Source organism: Pseudomonas sp. GW456-L12 (assembly GCF_059424045.1).
In genome coordinates, this window is record NZ_JBWKZA010000013.1 from 73,045 (window position 1) to 93,950 (window position 20,906).

The window sequence follows — 20,906 nt, forward strand, 5'->3', positions numbered from 1 at the left end:
CCTGTAGCCGCTCTATCTAGTAGGCATAACGCAACATGGCGTGGGGCAGATGCCTGACGGCTTCGAAGCCGAACAGCGCCATCAGCGCCGGCAAGACCAGCCACCAGATCTTGGCCGGCATGGGCTCCAGCGGGGTCTGGCGCTGGGCGACCCACAGGCTGGCGGCGCACACGCAGGCGGCAAGCATGGCGCCGGCAAGGATGTCGGAGGGCCAATGCGCGCCCAGGTAAATCCGTGACACGGCAATCGCCGCCGCCGGCAGGCAACCCAGCAGCAGCCAGGTCAGGCGCATGCGCGGCGGCTGGCCGCGGCCAGCGAGCACCGCCAGGGTCAGGAACAGGGCGAACGAACCGGAGCTGTGGCCGCTGGGCATGCTGTAGCTGGTCAGTGGGTCGGTCAGGACTTCCGGGCGTACCCGGGCGAAGAACAGCTTGGTGCCGGTGTTGGCCAATGCGGTGGCCAGCAGTGTGGTGCCCGCGAAAATCGCCTGCCGCCATTGCCGGGCAATCAGCAACAGCAGGGTGACCAGGGCGCTGGCGAACAGCATGGTGCGGAATTCGCCGAACTGGGTGAGCACCACCATCACCTCGTCCATCGCTGGGCTGCGGTGCTCCTGGACCAGTGCCATCAGGCCCTGGTCGAAATGGTTCAAGTAGGGGTAACCGATGAACAGCCCCGCCAGGATCGCCAGGCTGAGGCTGGCCACCAGCGGGCTGGCCTTGCGATGGCGGCGCACGGTGCTGTTGATGCTCAGGCCCAGCAGCACGGCGATGCTGGCGGCGACTATTCCCGCCTGCGGCCAGAAACCTTCAGGCAAGGGCAGGCGGATCGCCGCGCCCGTGGCCCAGCCCGGCAGCAGGTAGGCCACGGTCCAGCCGGCCGCGGCCAGCAGGCTGACGGCGAAAAAGCGCGGGAACGACATGTCGAACATGCCGGCGACCATCGGCAGCATGGGCCGCAAGGGGCCGATAAAGCGCCCGACCAACAGGCTGGCGATGCCATACCGCTGGAAATAGGCTTCGGCGCCGTTGATCCATTCCGGGTGATGGCGCAGGCCCGGCAGGCGACGGATATTCTGGTGAAAACGCCGGCCCAGCAGATAAGACACCACGTCCCCAAGCAAGCCGCCAAAGAACCCCAGCGCCAGGGTTTCACCCAGGGACAGTGCGCCGCTGCCGGCCATCACGGCAATGGCGAACAGCAGCACGGTGCCGGGTACGATCAGGCCGGCAATCGCCAGGCATTCGACGCAGGCGACGATGAACACGGCTGCCGCCAGCCATTGGGGGTTCATCGTCAGCCAGCCGGTTATTCCATCGAGCCATTGGCCCATAGGTTTTCAACTCCGGTTATTCGGTGGTTCAGAAACGGGCTTGCTCGCGATCAGGTCGTCCGCGGGCACGCCGGCTCCTGCGAAAGGGATCAATCGAGCAGCAAATAATCGCGACCTTCGACCTGCCCGCGACGTAGCGGGTTCCGGGTGCAGTAGGGGGCGTAGGCGGCATCGACAAAGCGGTACATCAAGTGTTCGTCGCGGCCGTGGGGAATGCCCAGGCGAGTGGTCTGGATGATGCTGGCGACGGGCGTGCCGACATCTTCGACGAACAGCACTTCATGGTCGAAGCGCTTGGCATCCCATACCGGGACTTTCAGGCCCAGGGCCTTGCACAGCAGGGTCTGGCCGGCGCAGAGCTTTTGTGAGGGGCGCGGCCGGCCGCTGGCATCGGGATTGTTCAGCAGCATCTGCGCCAGGCTGGCGGGGCCGGAGACTTCGTCGACCCAGGGGTAGGCCGACTTGATCAGCACCGCGTTGCCCGGGCCCTGGGCGCTGAAGTTCAGCGAATCGCCGCCACGGGCGTAGTACATATAGATGTGGCCGCCGTCCAGAAACAAAGCCTTACGCTTTTCTGTGTAGCCGAGGGAGGCATGGCTGCCTTTTTCCTCGCAGTAATAGGCTTCTGTTTCGATAATGCGCGCCGACAACCATAGATCGCCGACCCGATGGCGGATTATTTTGCCGAGCAGTTCACGGGCCAGAACCTGGGCATCACGATCGAAAAAGCGGTCGGGCAGGGCCTTGGGCAGCGTCGGGGTGGACAGAATGGACATGATAGCCAGGAGCGATGACGGGAATTGGTTCGGAATGATATCAATTCCAGGCTTAATTCAGGCTGAACGAGAGGTATTTGCCGTCCATTTCGACCATCCGCCCGTGACCGCTGTCCGTGGACCGGCGCGACAGCTATAATCAGCCGCTTTCCTCTTTGCCAAGACCACAGCAGACCATGACTGAGTCCGTTCTTGACTACATGACCCGTTTGGGTCGCGCTGCCCGCGAAGCTTCGCGGGTAATCGCCCGTGCCACCACTGCGCAGAAAAACCGCGCATTGCTGGCGGCTGCCGATGCATTGGACGCTGCTCGCCCCGAGCTGAGCGCCGCCAATGAGCAGGACCTGGCCAACGGCCGGGCCAATGGTCTGGAACCGGCATTGCTCGACCGTCTGGCGCTGACTCCGGTGCGTATCGACGAAATGATCGAAGGCCTGCGTCAGGTGGCCAAGCTGCCTGACCCCATCGGTGAAATCCGCGATATGCGCTACCTGCCTTCGGGTATCCAGGTCGGCAAGATGCGCGTGCCCCTGGGCGTGATCGGCATCATCTACGAGTCGCGCCCCAACGTGACCATCGATGCGGCCAGCCTGTGCCTGAAGTCCGGCAACGCCACCATCCTGCGTGGCGGCTCCGAGGCGATCAATTCCAACCGTGCCATCGCCACCTGCATCCAGCAAGGGATGGCGGTGGCCGGTTTGCCGGCGCAAGTGGTACAGGTGGTGGAAACCACCGACCGCGCGGCCGTTGGCGCGCTGATCACCATGCCCGAATTCGTCGACGTGATCGTGCCGCGTGGCGGCAAGAGCCTGATCGAACGGGTCAGCCGCGACGCCAAGGTGCCGGTGATCAAGCACCTGGACGGCGTCTGCCATGTGTTCATCGACGTGGCGGCCGATCTGGACAAGGCGATTCGCATCGCCGACAACGCCAAGACCCAGCGCTACGCACCCTGCAACACCATGGAGACCCTGCTGGTCCACCAAGGTATTGCCGAGCGCGTACTGCCGCCGCTGGCGGCGATCTATCGCGACAAGCAAGTCGAGCTGCGCGGTTGCCCGCGTACCCGTGCCTTGCTGGGCGACGATGTGATCGAAGCCACCGAAGAAGACTGGAGTACCGAGTACACCGCGCCGATCCTGTCGGTCCTGGTGGTCGACAGCCTGGACGCGGCCATCGAGCACATCAACACCTACGGTTCGCACCACACCGACGCCATCGTCACCGAGAACTTCACCGACGCCCGGCGTTTCCTCAACGAGGTGGATTCCAGCTCGGTGATGGTCAATGCCTCGACCCGGTTTGCCGACGGTTTCGAATATGGCCTGGGCGCGGAGATCGGTATTTCCACCGACAAGCTGCACGCCCGTGGCCCGGTCGGCCTGGAAGGGTTGACCAGCGAGAAATATGTCGTCTTCGGCGACGGCCATGTGCGCACTTGATGAGCAAACGTATCGGTCTGCTGGGCGGTACCTTCGACCCCGTGCACATCGGTCACCTGCGCAGTGCGCTGGAGGTGGCCGATTCGCTGGGGCTTGATGAGCTGCGCCTGACCCCCAGCGCGCGGCCGCCGCATCGCGATGCACCGCAGGTGTCGGCGCTGGACCGTCTGGCGATGGTCGAGTGTGCGGTGGCGGGCGTTTCACCCCTGGTGGTGGACGACCGTGAGCTGAAACGGGACAAGCCGTCCTACACCCTAGACACCCTGGAACAGATGCGGGCCGAGATGGCCGCGGATGACCAGTTGTTCCTGTTGCTGGGCTGGGACGCTTTTTGCGGCCTGCCTACCTGGCATCGCTGGGAAGAGTTGCTCCAGCATTGCCACATTCTGGTGCTGCAACGCCCGGATGCTGACAGCGAGCCGCCGGATGCATTGCGCAACCTGCTGGCGGCGCGCTCGGTGAGCGATCCCCTGGCCCTGCAAGGGCCCGGAGGACACATTGCATTCGTCTGGCAGACACCGCTCGCGGTGTCCGCCACCCAGATCCGTCAACTGCTGGCCAGCGGTAAGTCGGTACGTTTCCTGGTGCCTGATGCGGTCCTGGCCTATATCGATGCACACGGTCTTTACCGTGGGCCGAACTGAAGGCGCGCTGCCGGCTGATGCCGTGCAACGCGCCACACATACGAGCTGAACGAGTTTTATATGACTAACCAAGTAATGAAAGGCGAAGATCTGGTCAAGGTGGCAGTCGCCGCGCTGGAAGACGTCAAGGCCCAGGACGTCCTGGTGATCGATGTTCGCGAAAAGCAGAGCATCACCGACTACATGATCATCGCCACCGGTACTTCCAACCGCCAGATCGGCGCGATGCTGGAAAAGGTCCGCGAGATGGTCAAGGCCCAGGGCGTCAAGCCGCTGGGTGAAGAAGGCAAGGGCGACAGCGACTGGGTACTGCTGGACCTGGACGACGTGATCGTGCACATGATGACCGCCTCCGCGCGCCAGTTCTACGACCTGGAACGTCTGTGGCAGGGCGCCGAGCAGAGCCGTGCGGCCGATGGCAAGCACCACAGCCCGGAGCACACCCATGAGCACTTCACCAAGCTCAACAAAGACCAGCAATAAGGGACGGCTGTGCGCCTGCGTCTGATCGCTGTCGGTTCACGCATGCCCAAGTGGGTGGAAGAGGGTTGGCACGAGTATGCCAAGCGTCTGCCATCCGAGCTGGCGCTGGAACTGGTGGAAATACCGCTCAATACCCGTGGCAAGAACGCCGATGTGGCTCGTTTCATCCGTCAGGAAGGCGAGGCCATGCTGGCCAAGGTCGGCCCGAACGAGCGGATCGTCACCCTCGAGGTCCACGGCAAGTCCTGGAGCACCGAGCAACTGGCGGTGGAGCTGGATCGCTGGCGCCTCGACTCGCGTACCGTGAATTTCATGGTCGGCGGCCCCGAGGGGCTGGCGCCGGAAGTCTGCGCGCGGGCGGACCAGCGCTGGTCGCTGTCGCCGCTGACCTTGCCACACCCGCTGGTACGGATCCTGATCGGTGAACAGCTGTATCGCGCCTGGACAGTCCTGTCCGGGCACCCTTATCACAAATAGCCCGCGCCCCTAATGTCCCAGCCGATCCGTATCAAGGACCACGAAAAAGACGCCCGTCTGGTGCGTGGCCGGGTCGTGTTCGGGGCTATTGCCGTGGTCTGCCTGATCGGGGTGCTGATCGCGCGGCTGTATTACCTGCAGGTGATCCAGTACGACTATCACTCGACCCTGTCGGAAAACAACCGGGTTCATGTCCAGCCGATTCCGCCGACCCGCGGCCTGATCTTCGACCGTAATGGCGTGGTGGTGGCCGACAACCGGCCGAGCTTCAGCCTGAGCATGACCCGCGAGCGTTCCGGCGACTGGCGCCAGGTGCTCGATGTCATTGTCGAGGTGCTGGAGCTGACGCCGGAAGACCGGGTCCTGTTCGAGAAGCGCATGAAGCAGGGGCGTCGGCCGTTCGAGCCGGTGCCGATCCTGTTCGAGCTCAACGAAGAGCAGATCGCCCGGATCGCGGTCAACCAGTTCCGCCTGCCTGGGGTGGAAGTGGTGGCGCAGTTGGTCCGTCATTACCCCCAGGGCGCGCACTTCGCGCACTCGGTGGGCTACATGGGGCGGATCAACGAGAAAGAGCTGAAGACCCTGGACCCGGTGAACTACAGCGGCACCCACCACATCGGCAAGACCGGTATCGAGCGCTTCTACGAGCCCGAGCTGCACGGCCAGGTGGGTTACGAAGAGGTCGAGACCAACGCTCGCGGCCGCGTGTTGCGGGTGCTCAAGCGTACCGACCCGATTCCCGGCAAGGACATTGTCCTGAGCCTGGACATCAAGTTGCAGGAAGCCGCGGAGGCGGCATTGGGCGGCCGACGTGGCGCGGTGGTCGCGCTGGACCCGAGCACCGGGGAAGTGCTGGCCATGGTCAGCCAGCCGAGCTTCGATCCGAACCTGTTCGTCACCGGCATCAGTTTCAAGGCCTATGCCGAGCTGCGCGATTCCATTGACCGTCCACTGTTCAACCGGGTGCTGCGCGGCCTGTATCCGCCGGGCTCGACCATCAAGCCGGCGGTGGCGATCGCCGGTCTTGATTCCGGGGTGGTGACGGCCTCCACGCGGGTCTATGACCCGGGCTACTACCAACTGCCCAACTACGATCACAAGTACCGTAACTGGAACCGCAGCGGTGACGGTTATGTCGACCTCGACACCGCGATCATGCGGTCCAACGACACCTACTTCTATGACCTGGCCCACAAGCTGGGGATCGATCGGTTGTCGGCCTACATGAACAAGTTCGGGATCGGCCAGAAGGTCTCGCTGGACATGTTCGAGGAGTCGCCGGGCCTGATGCCGTCGCGGGAATGGAAGCGTGCCACCCGTCGCCAGGCCTGGTTCCCGGGCGAGACGCTGATTCTCGGGATCGGCCAGGGTTACATGCAGTCCACCCCGTTGCAGCTGGCCCAGGCCACGGCGCTGGTGGCGAACAAGGGCAAATGGAACCGTCCGCACCTGGCCAAGACCATCGAGGGCGAAAAGCCGGTGGACGAAAACCCGATGCCGGACATCATCCTGCGCGATCCGTCGGACTGGACGAAGGTCAATCACGGCATGCAGCAGGTGATGCACGGCGCCCGCGGTACGGCGCGCAAGGCGGCCATCGGCTCGCAATACCGGATCGCCGGCAAGAGTGGTACGGCCCAGGTGGTCGCGATCAAGCAGGGCGAGAAGTACGACCGCTCCAAGGTCCAGGAGCGCCATCGCGACCACGCCCTGTTCGTTGGCTTCGCGCCGGCGGAAAACCCGAAAATCGTGGTCTCGGTCATGGTCGAGAACGGCGAGTCCGGTTCCGGCGTGGCGGCCCCGGTGGTGCGCCAGGTGATGGACGCCTGGCTCCTCGGTCCGGATGGCCTGCTCAAGCCTGAGTTTGCCGGCCCTATCAGTGCGGAGGCTACGGCCCGTGAAGAGTAATTTCGATCGCATCCTGTCCAGCGAGGATGTGATGCGTCGCCGGGCGACGTTGCTGCAGCGCATGCACATCGACGGCCCATTGCTGATCCTGCTGCTGACCCTGGCGGCCGGCAGCCTGTTCGTCCTGTATTCGGCCAGCGGCAAGAGCTGGGACCTGCTGGGCAAGCAGGCGACGTCGTTCGGCATCGGCCTGGTGTCGATGATCGTCATTGCCCAGCTCGAGCCCCGATTCATGGCACGCTGGGTGCCGCTGGCCTATGTGTTCGGCGTGATACTGCTGGTGGTGGTGGATGTCATGGGCCACAACGCCATGGGCGCCACCCGCTGGATCAACATCCCCGGGGTGATTCGCTTCCAGCCCTCGGAATTCATGAAGATCATCATGCCGGCGACCATCGCCTGGTACCTGGCCAAGCGCACCTTGCCGCCGCAGCTCAAGCATGTGGGCATCAGCCTGGTCCTGATCGGTATTCCGTTCATTCTGATCGTTCGCCAGCCGGACCTCGGGACCTCGCTGCTGATTCTCGCCGGTGGCGCCTTCGTGCTGTTCATGGGCGGGCTGCGCTGGCGCTGGATTCTCAGCGTGCTGGCCGCCGCGGTACCGGTGGCGATCGCCATGTGGTTCTTCATCATGCATGACTACCAGAAGCAACGGATCCTGACCTTCCTCGACCCGGAAAGCGATCCATTGGGCACTGGCTGGAACATCATTCAGTCCAAGGCGGCCATCGGCTCCGGCGGCGTCTTCGGCAAGGGCTGGTTGTTGGGCACTCAGTCCCACCTGGACTTTTTGCCCGAGAGCCACACCGACTTTATTATCGCGGTCATGGGCGAAGAGTTCGGCCTGGTGGGCATTTGCGCCCTGCTGCTGATCTATCTGCTGCTGATCGGTCGGGGGCTGGTGATCACCGCCCAGGCGCAGACGCTGTTCGGCAAATTGCTCGCCGGCGCCCTGACCATGACGTTTTTTGTTTACGTTTTCGTCAACATCGGTATGGTCAGTGGCCTGTTGCCGGTCGTGGGGGTGCCGTTGCCGTTCATTAGCTACGGAGGAACTTCGCTGGTGACGCTGCTGTCAGCGTTTGGGGTTTTGATGTCGATCCATACCCATCGTAAGTGGATCGCGCAGGTTTGAATAAGGTGAAGAATTCAATGCAAGTAATGCGTGGCTGGACTGCTCGGTATGCACCGTGGGTCGGTCTGGTAGGCATCCTTGGTGCGGCGCAGGAAGCGCTGGCCGGCGGCGAATACGAAGGTTCCCCCCAAGTAGCCGAATTCGTGGGCGAAATGACTCGCGACTATGGCTTCGCGGGCGAACAGCTGATGGGCGTGTTTCGCGAGGCCGAGCGCAAGCAGTCGATCCTCGACGCCATTTCCCGGCCCGCCGAACGGGTCAAGCAGTGGAAAGAATATCGGCCGATGTTCATTACCGACGCGCGTATCGCCCGCGGTGTGGACTTCTGGCGCCAGCACGAAGCGGTACTGGCCCGTGCCGAGCAGGAATACGGCGTGCCGGCCCAGGTGATCGTGTCGATCATCGGCGTCGAAACCTTCTTCGGGCGCAACACCGGCAATTACCGGGTGATCGATGCACTGTCGACCCTGGGCTTCGATTACCCGCCACGTGCCGAGTTCTTCCGCAAGGAGTTGCGCGAATTCCTGCTGCTGGCCCGTGAAGAACAGGTCGATCCACTGACCCTGAAAGGCTCCTACGCGGGTGCCATGGGCTTGCCGCAGTTCATGCCGAGCAGTTTTCGCGCCTATGCTGTGGACTTCGACGGTGATGGCCACATCAATATCTGGACCAATCCGGACGATGCCATCGGCAGCGTCGCCAGTTATTTCAAGCGTCACGGCTGGGAGGCCGGGCAGCCGGTGGTCAGCCGGGCCGAAGTGCGTGGCGATCAGGTCGACGAAGGCCTGACCACCGGTATCGAGCCGACGAAAACCGTCGGGGAGTTGCGGGCGCTGGGCTGGTCGAGTCATGATGCGCTGCGCGATGATCTGCCGGTCACGGCTTTCCGCCTGGAAGGTGACAACGGCCCCGAATACTGGATGGGCCTGAAGAATTTCTACGCGATCACGCGTTATAACCGCAGCGTGATGTACGCCATGGCCGTACATCAGCTCTCTGAACAGCTGGTCCAAGCACGGGGCGTCAAGTAATGCTGGCATCGCCAAACCGCAAACCCCTGAAGCTGGTGGCTCTTGCCGCGTTGTCCTTGCTGGTGGTCAGTTGTTCGTCAACCCAGGCGCCGAAACAGAAAGGCCCGACGACGGCCGTACGTTCGACGCCGGGCCTGGACATCAACCGTGCCCACAAAGACGGCGCACCCTGGTGGGACGTCGATGTATCGCGCATCCCCGACGCCACGCCGACCCTGCACACTGGCCCGTACAAGGCCAACCCTTATACGGTGCTGGGCAAGACCTATTTCCCGATGGCCGAATCCAAGCGTTATGTCGCTTCGGGCACGGCTTCCTGGTACGGCACCAAGTTCCACGGGCAGAACACCGCCAATGGCGAGGTGTATGACCTGTATGGCATGAGTGCCGCGCACAAGACCCTGCCATTGCCGAGTTATGTCCGGGTGACCAACCTGGATAACCACAAGAGCGTGATCCTGCGGGTCAACGACCGTGGGCCGTTCTATTCGGACCGGATCATCGATTTGTCCTACGCCGCAGCCAAGAAGCTCGGTTATGCCGAGATCGGCACCGCCCGGGTCAAGGTCGAGGGCATCGACCCGCAGGAATGGTGGGCCCAGCGCGGTCGGCCGGCACCCTTGATGCTCAATGAGCCGAAAGCCGCGCCAGTGATGACGGCGTCCACGGGGACCGTCGAGCAATGGACGCCACCTGCACAGCAGCACGCCGCGGCCGTTGTGCCGGTGCAACTGGATGCAAAAAAAAACGCTTCTGCGCAAGCCTCTGGCCAGTATCTGCAGGTGGGCGCCTTCGCCAACCCGGACGCTGCCGAGCTCCTGCGCTCGAAGCTGAGCGGGATGGTGAGCGCTCCGGTGTTCATCAGCTCGATCGTGCGCAATCAACAGACCCTGCACCGGGTGCGCCTGGGGCCGATCGGCTCGCCGGGTGAGATCCAGCAAGTGCAGAACAGTGTCCGGCTGGCCAATCTGGGGCAGCCGAGCCTGGTAACCGCCGAGTAATCGGACATTGATTCATGGTTCACCTGCGGTATTTGGAGGGTGAACCCAGGTTGTTGGCTCGTCGTACAACAAAAGCCCGGCAAGGGTCAGTGAGTGAACAACTGAACACGCGACAGCCCTTTAGAAGGCTGTCTGAATAGTTTTGTCCGCGAGGACAAGTTTCCATTAGCAATTTCGAGAGACGGATGAACATCACCACCTTTGCCAAACGCCTGTGTCTGCTTGTCCCGCTGATCATCACGCCTGCCGCCTGGGCGGTAGAAGTGATGCCGTCGCCACCGCAGCTGGCCGCCAAGTCCTATGTGCTCATGGATGCCAGCAGCGGTAACGTGCTGGTGGAGAACAACGGTGACCAGCGCCTGCCGCCAGCCAGCCTGACCAAGCTGATGACGGCCTACATCGCGACCCTGGAAATCCGTCGCGGCCAGATCGGCGAGAACGACCCGGTGACCGTCAGCGAGAACGCCTGGCGTACCGGCGGTTCGCGGATGTTCATCAAGGTCGGCTCGCAGGTCACTGTCAGCGACCTGTTGCACGGCATCATCATTCAGTCGGGTAACGACGCCAGCGTCGCGGTTGCCGAGCACATCGCCGGCAGCGAAGATGCCTTTGCCGACATGATGAACAAGACCGCCGGCGACCTGGGCATGAGCAACAGCCACTTCATGAACCCGACCGGCCTGCCGAACCCCGAGCACTACTCGTCGGCGCACGACATGGCGGTACTGGCTCGCGCCATCATTCACGAAGACCCGGCTCACTATGCGATCTACTCGCAGAAAGAGTTCTTCTGGAACGGCATCAAGCAACCTAACCGCAACCTGTTGCTGTGGCGCGACAAGACCGTCGACGGCCTGAAAACCGGTCACACCGACGAAGCCGGCTACTGCATGGTGTCCTCGGCCGTGCGTGACGGCATGCGCCTGATCGCCGTGGTGTTCGGTACCAACAGCGAGCAGGCTCGCGCGGCCGAAACCCAGAAGCTGCTGACCTACGGTTTCCGCTTCTTCGAAACCCAGACCTTCTACCAGAAGGGCACCGAGCTGGCTCAGGCCCCTGTCTGGAAAGGCACCACCCCCCAGATCAAGGCCGGCCTGGCCCAGGACCTGACCATGACCATGCCAAAAGGCCAGCTGAAAAAGCTCGCTGCCAGCATGACCATGAATCCACAATTGATCGCGCCTATCGCCAAGGGTGACGTGATCGGTAAAGTCGAAGTGAAACTGGACGACAAGGTGGTGCACAGCGCCGATCTAATCGCTCTGGACGCGGTCGACGAAGGTGGTATCTTCCGCCGCATGTGGGATAGCATCCGTCTATTCTTCTACGGCTTGTTCAACTGATATTGTCGACCCGCGCGGCCCTCGCTCTGAAATAGAGCGGGGGCCGCGTCCGTCGCCACGGCTTACGAGGCCGTTACGCCATGACAGACACCGAAGTAAAGGCGCCAAAGATCGAATTCCCCTGCGCGGATTACCCGATTAAGGTGATTGGCGATACCGGCGTGGGTTTCAAGGACAAGATCATCGCGATCCTTGAAAAACACGCGACCGTTGACCACAAGACCCTGGCCGAGCGCCAGAGCACCAACGGCAAGTACACGACCATCCAGTTGCACATCGTCGCCACCGGTCAAGAACAGCTGTACGACATCAACAGCGAGTTGCGGGCCACCGGCTTCGTGCACATGGTGCTGTGATGCCTCAAACGCTGGGCTTTCGCGAGCTCGGCCAGATGGCCTACGAGCCGGTCTGGCAGGCCATGCAACGCTTTACCAACGAACGCGGCACCGACGCTCCCGATGAAGTCTGGCTGGTGCAGCATCCGCCGGTCTTTACCCAGGGCCAGGCGGGCAAGGCCGAACACCTGTTGCTTCCCGGGGATATCCCGGTGGTGCAGGTCGACCGGGGTGGCCAGGTGACCTATCACGGTCCTGGCCAACTGGTGGCTTATCTGCTGCTGGACGTGCGCCGCCTGGGTTTTGGCGTGCGCGACCTGGTCAGCCGGATGGAGCAGTGCCTGGTCGAGCTGCTGGCCAGCTACGGCGTGGCCGCGGCGGCCAAGCCGGATGCCCCCGGCGTTTACGTCGATGGCGCGAAAATCGCCTCCCTGGGCCTGCGGATCCGCCATGGTTGTTCCTTTCATGGCCTGGCCTTGAACGTGGACATGGATCTGCAGCCGTTTCGACGGATTAACCCCTGTGGCTATGCCGGGCTGGCAATGACCCAGCTGAGCGACCACACAGGACCGATTGAATTTGCCGAGGTAAGTGCCCGGCTGCGTGCGCAGCTCGTCAAACACCTCGACTATGCTGAGCAGACGACCCTAACGGGCGGAATCGACTGATATGACTACTGCGCAAGACGCTGTGCAAACCCTGATCCCGACGCTGGATGTTTCCGAGCGCCCGGCCCGTGCGAAAGTTGAAACCGGCGTTAAATTGCGCGGTGCCGAGAAAGTCGCGCGTATCCCGGTGAAGATCATCCCGACCACCGAACTGCCGAAGAAACCGGACTGGATTCGCGTGCGTATTCCGGTTTCCCCGGAAGTCGACCGGATCAAGCAATTGCTGCGCAAGCACAAATTGCACAGCGTCTGCGAAGAAGCCTCCTGCCCGAACCTGGGTGAGTGCTTCTCCGGCGGTACTGCGACCTTCATGATCATGGGCGACATCTGCACCCGTCGCTGCCCGTTCTGCGACGTCGGTCACGGCCGTCCGAAGCCTCTGGACGTCGATGAGCCGATGAACCTGGCAGTGGCCATCGCCGACCTGCGCCTGAAGTACGTGGTAATCACTTCGGTCGACCGCGACGACCTGCGCGACGGCGGTGCCCAGCACTTTGCCGACTGCATCCGCGAAATCCGCAAGCTGTCGCCGAACGTGCAGCTGGAAACCCTGGTCCCGGACTACCGTGGCCGCATGGAGGTGGCGCTGGAAATCACCGCGGCCGAGCCGCCGGATGTGTTCAACCACAACCTGGAAACCGTGCCGCGCCTGTACAAGGCCGCGCGCCCGGGTTCGGACTACCAGTGGTCGCTGACCCTGCTGCAGAAGTTCAAGCAGCTGGTGCCGCACGTACCGACCAAGTCCGGCCTGATGTTGGGCCTGGGCGAGACCGACGACGAAGTCATCGAGGTCATGAAGCGCATGCGCGAGCACGACATCGACATGCTGACCCTCGGCCAGTACCTGCAACCGTCCCGCAGCCACTTGCCGGTGCAGCGTTTCGTGCACCCGGACACCTTCGCCTGGTTCGCCGAGGAAGGTTACAAGATGGGCTTCAAGAACGTCGCCTCGGGCCCGCTGGTACGTTCCTCCTACCACGCCGACGAGCAGGCGAAGCTGGCCAAAGAAGGCCTGGTCTCCTGATGTAATACGCCCGCAAGGTCTTTTCCTTGCGGGCGTCATCTTCCGTTACGCCTGCGTCTCCCTCCCTTCATAGACTTTTCCTGCAAGCGCCGTGGCGTTTCGGCACTTCTGTTTGCCCGCTTTCATGTCTACTGTGCACTAGAGAATCCACACAGGGAGAACCACTGGATGACCCGCCAACCGACTGATGTCCTTTGTACGCAACGGCCAGTGCCGGCGCTGCCTTCGCAAGGGCTGATCGGCTTGATTGCACCCGCCGGGCCCGCGGCCCTGGACACCGAGCAAGCCGCCCGCTGGATGCGCGCTCGAGGTTATTCGCTGCGGATTTATCCTGGGGTCCAACAGAAGGACGGCTATCTGGCCGGTAGCGACGAGGTCCGCCTGAACGACCTGCACGCCGCTTTCGCCGATGACGATGTCGATACCATCCTGTGCCTGCGGGGCGGCTATGGCAGCCCACGCTTGCTCGACCGGATCGATTACGACCTGCTACGCCGCCATGCCAAGCCGTTTGTCGGCTACAGTGACATCACCGCGCTGCATCTGGCCATCAATCGTCATGCGGGTTTCGTGACCTTTCACGGGCCGATGCTCAATGCCGACTTGTTGGGTGACAAGCAGCCACCTACCGAGTCCTCGCTGTTCAGCCTGCTCCGGGGGCAGTTGAAGGCTGGCAGCCTGCTGCCGCATCCGGCGGCTTATCCCTTGACCACCGTCGAGCCTGGCATCGCTTGCGGTCAGTTGCTGGGAGGCAACCTGTCGTTGATCGCCGCGACCATGGGCACGCCATACGAGATCAATGCTGACGGCATCATTCTGTTTATCGAAGACATCAACGAGCCGCTGTACCGGATCGACCGTCTGCTGACGCACCTGCGCCTGGCGGGCAAGCTCGACAGGCTTCGCGGGGTGCTGGTGGGGGATGTGGCAGGAGTGGAGCCCCAGGCGCTTGCCGGACTGCTCAAGCAGACCTTCGAACCCTTGCGCATTCCTGTTCTGGCTGGATGGCGCAGTGGCCACTGCGATCCGAACCTGACCCTGCCGATGGGGGCGATGGTCAGGCTGGATGCGGGGGAGAAGCAATTGATCCTGGAGCAGGACGTGGTATTCGGCTGATCAGCCCGTGCTCGCTGCCCTTGTGGGAGCGAGCTTGCTCAACTATGGCGCCCCTATGATTCGGCGCGCAGGCCTGGCTCAACGCGAGCGCAGGCTCTCCAGCAGCTTGTGGGTCGGATAGCCGTCGGCAGGCCAGCCCAGCGATTGTTGGGCGCTGCGAATCGCCTTGCGGGTATTGGCGCCGATAATGCCATCCGGGTTGCCGGCATCGTAATTGTTGGCACTGAGCAGGCTCTGCAGCTCGATGCGCTCGGAGCGGCTGAGGGGCATGTCGTCCTTCGGCCAGACGCCGTTGATCAGGCCTGAACCGTTGAAGCGTTGTGACAGCAGGTTCACCGCCAGGGCATAGGACGAGGAGTTGTTGTACTTCAGAACGGCGCGGAAGTTGTCGAGGATCAGGAACGCCGGACCGCGATAACCCGCCGGCAACAGCAAGGCTGCCGAAAGCTGCTCGGCGCCGGCCGGAACGCTGGCGCCGTTGGGCAGCTGCATGCCCAGGCGCAGCCATTCGGCTACCGGTTTGCGGATCGCGCCATCCGCCAGCGCATAGTCGAAGCCGTTCGCCAGCTGCACTTCGAAACCCCATGGCTGGCCCTTCTGCCAGCCGGAGCTTTGCAGATAGTGCGCGGTCGAGGCCAGGGCGTCGGCCGGGCTGTTCCAGATGTCGCGGCGGCCATCGCCGTCGAAGTCCACGGCATGGGTGTTGTAGGTGGTCGGGATGAACTGGGTCTGCCCCATCGCGCCGGCCCAGGAGCCGAGCATCTTCTCGGGCTGGATGTCGCCGTGCTGGAGAATCTGCAGGGCGGCCAGCAGCTGGCTGTTGGCAAAGGCCGGACGGCGACCTTCGTAGGCCAGGGTCGCGAGGGAACGGATGACCGATTTGTTGCCCTGGAACTCACCGAAGTTGCTTTCCATACCCCAGACCGCCACCAGGGCCTGGCGATCGACGCCATAACGCTGTTCGATCTGCTGCAGGATGTCGGCGTACTGATTGAGCAGTGCCTGGCCCTTGCGCACGCGCAGCGGCGACAGGGCACCGTCCAGGTATTCCCACACCGGCCGGGTGAATTCCGGCTGGCTGCGGTCGGCCTTGATCACGCCCATGTCCGGGGTGATGCCGGCGAATGCACGGTCGAAAAGATCGGCGCGGATCCCGGCGTCCAGGGCTTCGACACGGAAGCCTGCCTGCCATTGGGCAAAGGTCTGGGTTGGCTGGATGTCCAGGTTGTCGACGGCCAGCGGAGCGACGGTTGCAGGCGCGGCGAGAGGGGCGGCTTGAATGCTTTGGAGTGGTTGGGCATCGGCGGCGGTGGGTTTTTCCGCGCAGGCGACGAGCAGGGCAAGGCTGGAGGCAGCGATCAGTTGGCGCAGGTGCCAACGACGGGAAAGACAAAAGGGCATGCACAGGTCCAGAGAATACGAATCAGATACAGACCTTATCACGCCGGCGGGGTTCTCCGCTTTATGCAGCCAGAAAGTAAGAAGCCTCCCAGCTTTTAGACTGGAAGGCTTCGCGGCGGTAGCTGCCTTTGCCCTTGGCGGGTCGTTCCTGACGGCTGCGGAACAGTGGCTGGGCGATGATGGATTTGGCCTTGTTGGGGCCATGCTTGGATGGCTTGCTCATTTTCGGTTCTCGCTTGAGGTGGGTTTGCGCGGCAGATGATCGGCCAGCTTGACCCTGCTGTCCAGCCCTGTGATGTGTAGGGTTTTTCAGCAAACCTCACGGATTCCCCCATTCCCTGTAGGAACGAGCTTGCTTGCTTCTGCAGGGCGTTGGGGTTACTCGGCTGGGAGAGGCAGACGTTGCCCGGCCATCAGCAGCGACAGGCGGCTCAGGCTGCTCCAGGGCGAACCGGCGGCCTGCCCCTTGATCTGCGCATCGATACGCTGGGCGTCGAGCAGCAATTGCGCCCAGCGCGGCGCGGAATAGCGCTGCAGGGCCTTGCTCATCAACGGCTTGCGTTTGTCCCAGACGGGCGGACGGGCCTGGCTGAACACTTTATCCAGCGGAGTGCCCTGGCTGTACTGCAGCGACATATTGGCCAGCGCCCGCAGCTCCCGGGACAGTGCCCAGAGAATCACCGGCGGCTCGACACCTTCGCCGCGCAGGCCTTCGAGCATGCGCAGGGCATGCGCGGCCTCGCCATTGAGGATGGCGTCCACCAGCCCGAAAACATCGAAGCGCGCACTGTCGGCGACTGCCGCTTGCACGGTTTCCACCGTGATCTGGCCACCTTCGGCCATCAGCTTGAGCTTTTCGATTTCCTGGGCCGCGGCCAGCAGATTGCCTTCTACCCGGGCCGCAATGAGTTCCACGGCGTCCTGGCTGGCGGAAAGCCCGGCCTGGGACAGGCGTTGGCGAATCCACTGCGGCAACTGGTTGGCATCCACCGGCCAGATCTGGATGAACTGGGTCTGCTCGCCATCGATCAGGGCCTTGCCCCATTTGGTCTTTTGCGCACTGCCATCGAGCTTGGGCAGGCTGATCAGCAGCAGGGTATCTTCGGCCGGCCGTGAGCAGTATTCGATGAAGGCCGCGGCGCCTTTATCACCCGGCTTGCCCGAAGGCAGGCGCAGTTCCAGCAGGCGTTTTTCGGCGAACAACGACATGCTCGCGCCGGCTTGCAGCAGCGTTCCCCAATCGAAATTGGCGTCGGCGCTGAATACTTGGCGTTCATCGAAGCCTTGCTGGCGGGCGGCGGTGCGAATGGCGTCGGCGGCTTCCTGGCACAGCAACGGGTCGTCGCCACTGATGACATAGACCGGTGCGAGTGTGCCTTGCAGGTGTTTGCCGAGCTGAGCGGGGGCGAGTTTCATAGGGAGGGGCAAGCGGGGCGCCTGGGCGCCCCACAAGGCTTACTGGTTCGGCAGCTGCATGGGCGACTGTTGCGGGGTTTCCGCCTCAGCCTTCTGCGCGGCTTCCAGCGCCTCGGCTTCGGCCTTGGCACGGGCATCTGCGGTCTGCTGCAGTTGATCCAGCTGGGTCGGGGTCAGCAGTTGCAGGCGCATCATCATGTTCTGCACCAGGTCGCGACGCATTTCCTTGCGCGCTTCCTGCGATTCCTGGTCGGAACCCACCAGGTTGTTGCCGTCGTGGATGTAGACCTTTTGCACTTGCAGCTTGTCGCTGAGCAGGGTCAGGTTGTTCTGGCCCTGGATTTCGTAGTTCAGCACGGTGGTCATTTCATACTCGGCCGAACGACTGCCACCGACGTAGCTGAGGCTGCGCTGGGATTCCTGCTCGCGGGTCAGCACCAGCTTGTAGGGTGCACCGGCGTAGACCTTGACGCCACTGCTCTGCAGAACCTGGCGCAGCTGGGTCACGGTTTCGCCGTAAGCGTTACGGGCGCTCAGGTCGAGTTCCTTGATCGCCAGTTCGGTGGTGCCGGTACCGCGCAGCTGAAAGCCGCAGGCGCTCAGCAGTACGGCCAGGCCCATCACCAGGAGGTTGCGTTTGATCATCTTGTTGCTCCCCTTGAAACCATATGGGCCGACAGGGCGGCCCTGGAGGTTTTATTCGGCGTCAGCCTTGGGCTGACGCCTGATCCAATTAGCTAGCGACGATATTGACCAGCTTGCCAGGCACGACGATCACTTTACGAATCGTCAGGCCTTCGGTGAAGCGCAGCACGTTCTCGTTGCTCCGGGCGGCGGCTTCGATCTCTTCACGGCTGGCGCTGGCCGGCATTTCGATCTGGCCACGCAGCTTGCCATTCACTTGAATGACCAGCTGCAGGCTGTCCTGAACCAGGGCGTTCTCATCCAGCACCGGCCAGCCGGCGTCGATGATGGCGCCGCTGCGACCCAGCTGGCTCCACAGCTCGTGGCTGATGTGCGGGGTGATCGGCGCCAGCAGCAGGGCCACGGTTTCCAGGCCTTCCTGCAACAGGGCACGGTCCTGCGAGGTGGCTTGCGGTGCTTTTTCCAGCACGTTCATCAGCGTCATGACCTGAGCGATGGCGGTGTTGAACTTGTGGTTCTGGCCGACGTCCTGGCTGGCTTGCTTGATCGCCAGGTGGATGGCACGACGAATGACTTTCTGTTCGTCGTTCAGCGAACCCAGCTCCAGTGTACCCGGCAGGCCCTGGGCTACGTGAGCCTGAGCCAGGCGCCAGACGCGCTTGAGGAAGCGATGGGCACCCTCGACGCCGGAGTCGGACCATTCCAGGCTCATGTCAGGCGGCGAAGCGAACATCATGAACAGGCGGCAGGTGTCCGCGCCGTACTGTTCGATCATCGACTGAGGGTCGACGCCGTTGTTCTTCGACTTGGCCATCTTCTCGGTGCCGCCGATTTCCACCGGCAGGCCGTCGCTGATCAGCTTGGCGCCGACGATCTTGGCCTTGCTGTCACGCTCCAGCTCGACATCGGCCGGGTTGTACCAGGTGTAGGCACCGTTGGCTTCGCGGCGGTAGTAGGTCTCGGCGACCACCATGCCTTGCGTCAGCAGGTTCTTGAACGGCTCGTTGGAACTGACCAGGCCCTCGTCGCGCATCAGCTTGTGGAAGAAGCGGGCATAGAGCAGGTGCAGGATCGCGTGTTCGATACCGCCGATGTACTGGTCCACCGGCAGCCAGTGGTTGGCCGCGGCCGGGTCGACCAGGCCACCCTCGTATTTTGGCGAGGCATAGCGGGCGTAGTACCACGAGGACTCGACGAAGGTGTCCATGGTGTCGGTTTCACGCTTGGCAGGCTTGCCGCATTTCGGGCAGCTGCATTCGTAGAACTCGGGCATGCGCGCCAGTGGCGAACCGGCGCCGTCCGGCACCACGTCTTCCGGCAGCACTACCGGCAGTTGGTCTTCCGGTACCGGTACATCACCACAGCTGTCGCAGTGGATGATCGGGATCGGGCAGCCCCAGTAGCGCTGGCGGCTGATGCCCCAGTCGCGCAGGCGGAACTGGGTGCGGGATTGGCCGAGGTTTTTCTTCAGCAGGGCAACTTCGATGGCATCGAAGGCGCCGGCAAAATCCAGGCCGTTGAACTCGCCGGAGTTGATCAGTTCGCCGTGCTCGCCGTAGGCGTCCTGCCAAGGCGCAGGCGTTTCGTCGCCAGCGCTGGTGCGCACCACGTTCTTGATCGGCAGGTTGTACTTGGTGGCGAATTCATAGTCGCGCTCGTCGTGTGCCGGAACGGCCATCACCGCGCCATCGCCGTAGTGCATCAGCACATAGTTGGCGACCCATACCGGGAGTTTTTCACCGGTCAGCGGGTGTTCGACGAACAGCGAAGTCGGCAGGCCTTTCTTCTCTTGGGTGGCGATGTCGGCTTCGGCGACGCTGCCGCCCTTGCACTCGGCGATAAAGGATTGCAGCGCCGGGTCGTTCTGCGCTGCCAGGGTGGCCAGCGGGTGCTCGGCGGCCACGGCGACGTAGGTCGCGCCCATCAGGGTGTCAGGGCGGGTGGTGAAGACTTTCAGTGCGCCCGCTTCGCCAATGGAGGCCTGGTCGTAGGGGAATTGCACTTCCATGCCACGGGATTTGCCGATCCAGTTGCGTTGCATGGTCTTGACCTGCTCGGGCCAGCCCGGCAGCTCGTCGAGACTCTCCAGCAGCTCATCCGCGTAGGCGGTGATCTTGAAGTAGTACATCGGGATTTCGCGTTTTTCGATCAGCGCGCCGGAACGCCAGCCGCGACCGTCGATCACCTGTTCGTTGGCCAGGACGGTCTGGTCGACCGGGTCCCAGTTCACGGTGCCGTTCTTGCGGTAGATCACGCCTTTTTCGAACAGGCGAGTGAACAGCCACTGTTCCCAGCGATAGTAGTCCGGCTTGCAGGTAGTGACCTCGCGGGACCAGTCCACCGCGAGGCCCAGGCTGCGCAGCTGGGACTTCATGTAGGCGATGTTTTCGTAGGTCCACTTGGCCGGTGCGACGTTGTTCTTCATCGCGGCGTTTTCCGCCGGCATGCCGAAGGCGTCCCAACCCATGGGTTGCAGTACGTTCTTGCCTTGCATGCGCTGGTAGCGGGAGATCACGTCGCCGATGGTGTAGTTACGCACGTGCCCCATGTGTAGCTTGCCGCTGGGGTAAGGGAACATCGACAGGCAGTAGTAAGTTTCCTTGCCTGGCTGTTCACTGACTTCAAAGGACTTTTGCTCATCCCAGAACGACTGGGCGGCGGCTTCGATTTCACGGGGCTGATAGTGTTCGTGCATGGCTACTTTTGAACTGAATAGGGGTGGCCTAAT

At 62.8% G+C, this 20,906-nt stretch carries 20 protein-coding genes; 13 read left to right on the forward strand and 7 right to left on the reverse strand.

Translation table 11 applies throughout. The features are described from left to right. Positions 1-16: 16 nt before the first annotated feature. On the reverse strand, positions 17-1,333 hold the full coding sequence (locus tag AC07Y9_RS17810) for a bifunctional DedA family/phosphatase PAP2 family protein (RefSeq protein ID WP_102679461.1): 1,317 nt from the start codon (positions 1,331-1,333) through the stop codon (positions 17-19). Between the two features lie 89 nt (positions 1,334-1,422). Continuing rightward, on the reverse strand, positions 1,423-2,109 hold the full coding sequence (locus AC07Y9_RS17815; RefSeq protein WP_007927114.1) for a DNA-3-methyladenine glycosylase: 687 nt from the start codon (positions 2,107-2,109) through the stop codon (positions 1,423-1,425). Between the two features lie 176 nt (positions 2,110-2,285). Here AC07Y9_RS17815 and AC07Y9_RS17820 point away from each other — a divergent pair, with 176 nt between their 5' ends. The 13 genes from AC07Y9_RS17820 (at position 2,286) to AC07Y9_RS17880 (ending at position 14,716) form a co-directional block, all read left to right on the forward strand. Then, a complete protein-coding gene (locus tag AC07Y9_RS17820; RefSeq protein WP_102679462.1) occupies positions 2,286-3,551 on the forward strand; it encodes a glutamate-5-semialdehyde dehydrogenase in 1,266 nt (421 codons plus the stop codon). Next, positions 3,551-4,195 (forward strand): nicotinate-nucleotide adenylyltransferase, encoded by a 645-nt coding sequence (gene nadD / locus AC07Y9_RS17825; protein WP_007927112.1) that lies wholly within the window; start codon positions 3,551-3,553, stop codon positions 4,193-4,195. Before AC07Y9_RS17820 ends, nadD begins: the two co-directional genes overlap by 1 nt. 60 nt (positions 4,196-4,255) lie before the next feature. Then, positions 4,256-4,678 carry a ribosome silencing factor gene (gene rsfS, locus AC07Y9_RS17830; protein WP_007927111.1) on the forward strand — a complete coding sequence of 141 codons (423 nt, stop codon included), beginning with the start codon at positions 4,256-4,258 and terminating at the stop codon, positions 4,676-4,678. Positions 4,679-4,687: 9 nt separating this feature from the next. Then, entirely contained in the window at positions 4,688-5,155 is a 468-nt protein-coding gene (gene rlmH / locus AC07Y9_RS17835) for a 23S rRNA (pseudouridine(1915)-N(3))-methyltransferase RlmH (RefSeq protein WP_102679463.1), read from the forward strand. Positions 5,156-5,167: 12 nt separating this feature from the next. Further along, positions 5,168-7,063 carry a penicillin-binding protein 2 gene (gene mrdA / locus AC07Y9_RS17840; protein WP_102679464.1) on the forward strand — a complete coding sequence of 632 codons (1,896 nt, stop codon included), beginning with the start codon at positions 5,168-5,170 and terminating at the stop codon, positions 7,061-7,063. A gap of 31 nt (positions 7,064-7,094) precedes the next feature. Beyond that, positions 7,095-8,198 carry a rod shape-determining protein RodA gene (gene rodA / locus AC07Y9_RS17845; protein WP_051003959.1) on the forward strand — a complete coding sequence of 368 codons (1,104 nt, stop codon included), beginning with the start codon at positions 7,095-7,097 and terminating at the stop codon, positions 8,196-8,198. A gap of 17 nt (positions 8,199-8,215) precedes the next feature. Further along, a complete protein-coding gene (gene mltB, locus AC07Y9_RS17850) occupies positions 8,216-9,229 on the forward strand; it encodes a lytic murein transglycosylase B (RefSeq protein ID WP_102679465.1) in 1,014 nt (337 codons plus the stop codon). Further along, positions 9,229-10,230, forward strand: a complete 1,002-nt coding sequence (locus AC07Y9_RS17855; RefSeq protein ID WP_007927105.1) for a septal ring lytic transglycosylase RlpA family protein — start codon at positions 9,229-9,231, stop codon at positions 10,228-10,230. Before mltB ends, AC07Y9_RS17855 begins: the two co-directional genes overlap by 1 nt. Positions 10,231-10,415: 185 nt before the next feature. Then, positions 10,416-11,573 carry a D-alanyl-D-alanine carboxypeptidase family protein gene (locus AC07Y9_RS17860; RefSeq protein ID WP_102679466.1) on the forward strand — a complete coding sequence of 386 codons (1,158 nt, stop codon included), beginning with the start codon at positions 10,416-10,418 and terminating at the stop codon, positions 11,571-11,573. Positions 11,574-11,653: 80 nt separating this feature from the next. Beyond that, positions 11,654-11,929 (forward strand): DUF493 domain-containing protein, encoded by a 276-nt coding sequence (locus AC07Y9_RS17865; RefSeq protein ID WP_007927103.1) that lies wholly within the window; start codon positions 11,654-11,656, stop codon positions 11,927-11,929. Beyond that, complete coding sequence (gene lipB, locus AC07Y9_RS17870; protein WP_025807692.1) at positions 11,929-12,576, forward strand: lipoyl(octanoyl) transferase LipB; 648 nt, start codon at positions 11,929-11,931, stop codon at positions 12,574-12,576. Before AC07Y9_RS17865 ends, lipB begins: the two co-directional genes overlap by 1 nt. Position 12,577: 1 nt before the next feature. Beyond that, on the forward strand, positions 12,578-13,600 hold the full coding sequence (lipA, locus tag AC07Y9_RS17875; protein ID WP_102679467.1) for a lipoyl synthase: 1,023 nt from the start codon (positions 12,578-12,580) through the stop codon (positions 13,598-13,600). A 168-nt stretch (positions 13,601-13,768) separates the two neighbouring features. Further along, positions 13,769-14,716 (forward strand): S66 peptidase family protein, encoded by a 948-nt coding sequence (locus AC07Y9_RS17880; protein WP_102679468.1) that lies wholly within the window; start codon positions 13,769-13,771, stop codon positions 14,714-14,716. Between the two features lie 78 nt (positions 14,717-14,794). On the opposite strand, the gene AC07Y9_RS17885 is transcribed toward AC07Y9_RS17880, so the two are convergent. The 5 genes from AC07Y9_RS17885 to leuS form a co-directional block, all read right to left on the reverse strand. After that, entirely contained in the window at positions 14,795-16,117 is a 1,323-nt protein-coding gene (locus AC07Y9_RS17885) for a lytic murein transglycosylase (protein ID WP_102679469.1), read from the reverse strand. A 61-nt stretch (positions 16,118-16,178) separates the two neighbouring features. Next, positions 16,179-16,340, reverse strand: coding sequence for an alternative ribosome rescue factor ArfA (arfA, locus tag AC07Y9_RS17890; RefSeq protein ID WP_007927093.1), 162 nt, complete (start codon positions 16,338-16,340; stop codon positions 16,179-16,181). A gap of 155 nt (positions 16,341-16,495) precedes the next feature. Next, positions 16,496-17,533, reverse strand: a complete 1,038-nt coding sequence (gene holA, locus AC07Y9_RS17895) for a DNA polymerase III subunit delta (RefSeq protein ID WP_007927092.1) — start codon at positions 17,531-17,533, stop codon at positions 16,496-16,498. 39 nt (positions 17,534-17,572) lie between these two features. Further along, positions 17,573-18,178 (reverse strand): LPS-assembly lipoprotein LptE, encoded by a 606-nt coding sequence (locus AC07Y9_RS17900; RefSeq protein WP_102679470.1) that lies wholly within the window; start codon positions 18,176-18,178, stop codon positions 17,573-17,575. A gap of 88 nt (positions 18,179-18,266) precedes the next feature. Beyond that, the gene (gene leuS, locus AC07Y9_RS17905) at positions 18,267-20,873 is read right to left on the reverse strand and encodes a leucine--tRNA ligase (protein WP_102679471.1); all 2,607 of its coding nucleotides are present in this window, start codon (positions 20,871-20,873) and stop codon (positions 18,267-18,269) included. Between the last annotated feature and the right edge of the window lie 33 nt (positions 20,874-20,906).

What these genes read in the sequence shown, in the direction of transcription:
- AC07Y9_RS17810 (WP_102679461.1), bottom strand. Translation starts at nt 1,333, where the DNA reads ATGGGCCAATGGCTCGATGGAATAACCGGCTGGCTGACGATGAACCCC.
- AC07Y9_RS17815 (WP_007927114.1), bottom strand. Translation starts at nt 2,109, where the DNA reads ATGTCCATTCTGTCCACCCCGACGCTGCCCAAGGCCCTGCCCGACCGC.
- AC07Y9_RS17820 (WP_102679462.1), top strand. Translation starts at nt 2,286, where the DNA reads ATGACTGAGTCCGTTCTTGACTACATGACCCGTTTGGGTCGCGCTGCC.
- nadD (WP_007927112.1), top strand. Translation starts at nt 3,551, where the DNA reads ATGAGCAAACGTATCGGTCTGCTGGGCGGTACCTTCGACCCCGTGCAC.
- rsfS (WP_007927111.1), top strand. Translation starts at nt 4,256, where the DNA reads ATGACTAACCAAGTAATGAAAGGCGAAGATCTGGTCAAGGTGGCAGTC.
- mrdA (WP_102679464.1), top strand. Translation starts at nt 5,168, where the DNA reads ATGTCCCAGCCGATCCGTATCAAGGACCACGAAAAAGACGCCCGTCTG.
- rodA (WP_051003959.1), top strand. Translation starts at nt 7,095, where the DNA reads ATGCGTCGCCGGGCGACGTTGCTGCAGCGCATGCACATCGACGGCCCA.
- mltB (WP_102679465.1), top strand. Translation starts at nt 8,216, where the DNA reads ATGCAAGTAATGCGTGGCTGGACTGCTCGGTATGCACCGTGGGTCGGT.
- AC07Y9_RS17855 (WP_007927105.1), top strand. Translation starts at nt 9,229, where the DNA reads ATGCTGGCATCGCCAAACCGCAAACCCCTGAAGCTGGTGGCTCTTGCC.
- AC07Y9_RS17860 (WP_102679466.1), top strand. Translation starts at nt 10,416, where the DNA reads ATGAACATCACCACCTTTGCCAAACGCCTGTGTCTGCTTGTCCCGCTG.
- AC07Y9_RS17865 (WP_007927103.1), top strand. Translation starts at nt 11,654, where the DNA reads ATGACAGACACCGAAGTAAAGGCGCCAAAGATCGAATTCCCCTGCGCG.
- lipB (WP_025807692.1), top strand. Translation starts at nt 11,929, where the DNA reads ATGCCTCAAACGCTGGGCTTTCGCGAGCTCGGCCAGATGGCCTACGAG.
- lipA (WP_102679467.1), top strand. Translation starts at nt 12,578, where the DNA reads ATGACTACTGCGCAAGACGCTGTGCAAACCCTGATCCCGACGCTGGAT.
- AC07Y9_RS17880 (WP_102679468.1), top strand. Translation starts at nt 13,769, where the DNA reads ATGACCCGCCAACCGACTGATGTCCTTTGTACGCAACGGCCAGTGCCG.
- AC07Y9_RS17885 (WP_102679469.1), bottom strand. Translation starts at nt 16,117, where the DNA reads ATGCCCTTTTGTCTTTCCCGTCGTTGGCACCTGCGCCAACTGATCGCT.
- arfA (WP_007927093.1), bottom strand. Translation starts at nt 16,340, where the DNA reads ATGAGCAAGCCATCCAAGCATGGCCCCAACAAGGCCAAATCCATCATC.
- holA (WP_007927092.1), bottom strand. Translation starts at nt 17,533, where the DNA reads ATGAAACTCGCCCCCGCTCAGCTCGGCAAACACCTGCAAGGCACACTC.
- AC07Y9_RS17900 (WP_102679470.1), bottom strand. Translation starts at nt 18,178, where the DNA reads ATGATCAAACGCAACCTCCTGGTGATGGGCCTGGCCGTACTGCTGAGC.
- leuS (WP_102679471.1), bottom strand. Translation starts at nt 20,873, where the DNA reads ATGCACGAACACTATCAGCCCCGTGAAATCGAAGCCGCCGCCCAGTCG.